The organism is Pigmentiphaga sp. (assembly GCF_019689535.1).
Taxonomy (GTDB): Bacteria; Pseudomonadota; Gammaproteobacteria; order Burkholderiales; family Burkholderiaceae_B; genus Pigmentiphaga.
Genome location: NZ_JADGHH010000317.1, coordinates 1 through 2,532 on the forward strand (window position 1 = coordinate 1; position 2,532 = coordinate 2,532).

Below are 2,532 nucleotides of genomic sequence, written 5' to 3' on the forward strand. Positions count from 1 at the left end.
GTGTCACAGCGCAAGGCACGGTGTCCAACCAAATGGCGGCAATCTTATGTCTTATATAAAACATAAGATAACTTTATTGACGGCAAAATCCGATTTTTCTAAACTCGGCGGATTATGCCCATCCACGCTCGCCGCGCCGTCCGCCGCCCCCTGGCACTCCGCCGCTTTCCCATCGTGGATGCGGGCTGTCCGCCCCGCCCACTGCTTCCTCGTGCATCGCGCCGGGCCCACCCCGCGTGGAGTTACACTGCGCGTGGCGTCACCATTCCTACTCACCATCCGCTTCGGAGACTTACATGACCAAGCCCGCAATGCGCGTCGCCGTCACCGGCGCCGCCGGCCAGATCGGCTACGCCCTGTTGTTTCGTATCGCCTCCGGCGAAATGCTAGGCAAGGACCAGCCCGTCATCCTGCAATTGCTGGAAATTCCTGACGAAAAAGCCCAGAAGGCCCTCAAGGGCGTCATCATGGAGCTGGAAGACTGCGCCTTCCCGCTGCTGCAGGGAGTCACCGCCCACAGCGATCCCATGACCGCCTTCAAGGATGCCGACGTGGCCCTGCTCGTGGGCGCCCGTCCCCGCGGCCCGGGCATGGAGCGCAAGGATCTGCTGACCGTCAACGCCCAGATCTTCACCGCGCAAGGCAAGGCGCTGAACGCCGTCGCCAGCCGCAACGTCAAGGTGCTGGTGGTGGGCAATCCCGCCAATACCAACGCCTACATCGCGATGAAGTCGGCGCCGGACCTGCCCGCCCGCAATTTCACCGCCATGTTGCGCTTGGACCACAACCGCGCCCTCACGCAACTGGCTTCCAAGGCCGGCTGCGCGGTCAGCGACATCGAGAAGCTCATCGTCTGGGGCAACCACTCGCCCACGATGTACCCCGACTACCGCTTCGCCACCATCGCCGGCAAGCCCGCCCTCTCGGTGGTCAATGACGACGAATGGAACCGCAACGTATTCATCCCGACGGTCGGCAAGCGCGGCGCCGCGATCATCGACGCCCGTGGCCTGTCTTCCGCCGCGTCGGCCGCCAATGCCGCCATTGATCACGTGCGCGACTGGATCCTGGGCAGCGACGGCAAATGGGTCACGATGGGCGTGCCTTCGGACGGCTCGTACGGCATTCCCGAAGGCATCATCTACGGCCTGCCCGTCATCACCAAGAACGGCGAATACGCGATCGTCAAGGATCTCGAGATCGACGCTTTCTCGCGCGAGCGCATGGACCTCACGCTCAAGGAGCTGCTCGAGGAGCGCGACGGCGTCAAGCACCTGCTGTAAAGCGGCTTTGCGCCTCGGCCGCCCCGGCACGACCGGGGCGTTGCAGGCTGCGAAGCGCAAATCGCCGCTCGCAGCTTAGTGCGAGAACGGGGCCGCATGTTACTGCCCCCGCCCGCGCCGGCCACGGAAGCACATGAGTACGCTATCGTTCTCGTGTGCTTTTTTTTCGCCCCGGACACCGCTGTCTGAAGAACCCTACCGATCATCCCGCGCCATGAAACACCCATCCGAAGTCTTACACGCATCGGGCAAAGCGCCCGTCGTCCTCCCCGTCTGCGACCACTACGCCGGATCCGAAAAGCTCATGCAAAAAAGCCTCGAGCGGCAGGCCCAGGCCGGTCCGGTCTTCGACGTGACGCTCGACTGCGAAGATGGCGCCGCCGTCGGCAAGGAGGCCGAGCACGCGGAGATGGCCGCGCGCTTGGCTGCCAGCGACGCCAACCGGTACGGCCGCGTGGGCGTCCGCGTGCACGACGTGAATCATCCGTCGTTCATCAGCGACCTCGAAATCCTGATCGGCATCGCCGGCCACAAGCTCGCCTATATCACCGTCCCCAAGGTCAACTCGGCCAATGACGCGCTGAATGCGGCCGAATCCGTCGAGCGCATCGGCATGGAAATGGGGCTCGACCGAAAAATCCCCGTCCACGTGTTGATCGAAACGCACGGCGCACTGCGCGAAGTTTTCCGCATCGCCGCCCATCCCGCCATCGAATGCCTGTCCTTCGGCTTGATGGACTTCGTCTCTTCGCACCGAGGCGCCATCCCGGCCCATGCGCTGACCGCCGAAGGCCAGTTCGAACATCCCTTGGTTGCCCGCGCCAAACTCGAAATCGCGGCGGCCTGCCATGCCTACGGCAAGGTGCCTTCGCACAACGTCGTCACGGAGCTGAACGCGCCGGAAGTCATTGCCCGCGCAGCGCAACGCGCCGGCCGCGAATTCGGCTATACGCGCATGTGGAGCATCCACCCTTCGCAGATCGACCCCATCGTCGGCGCGCTGTCGCCCAGTGCCGAGGACGTCGAGGACGCCGAGCGCATCCTGCTGGCCGCCGCCCGTGCCGACTGGGGGCCGATACGCGACGGCGATCCCCAGCGTGGCAGGCTGCACGACCGGGCGAGCTACCGATATTACTGGGACGTGCTGCGGCGGGCGCACGCGGCGGGCGTGAGCTTGTCCCCCGAAGTCGAACGACAGTTCTTCTCGTAGCGGGCGCTTTTCGGATGCGTATCGCTTGAAGGCGCCGGC

Annotated in this window: 2 protein-coding genes; both read left to right on the plus strand. The window is 64.6% G+C overall.

Features of this window, described 5'->3' with window-relative positions; all coding sequences use genetic code 11:
* The first annotated feature begins 296 nt into the window (after positions 1-296).
* Positions 297-1,283 carry a malate dehydrogenase gene (locus tag IRZ12_RS17215; protein WP_296471227.1) on the plus strand — a complete coding sequence of 329 codons (987 nt, stop codon included), beginning with the start codon at positions 297-299 and terminating at the stop codon, positions 1,281-1,283.
* 214 nt (positions 1,284-1,497) lie between these two features.
* A complete protein-coding gene (locus tag IRZ12_RS17220) occupies positions 1,498-2,493 on the plus strand; it encodes an aldolase/citrate lyase family protein (protein WP_296471229.1) in 996 nt (331 codons plus the stop codon).
* The last annotated feature ends 39 nt before the right edge of the window (positions 2,494-2,532 follow it).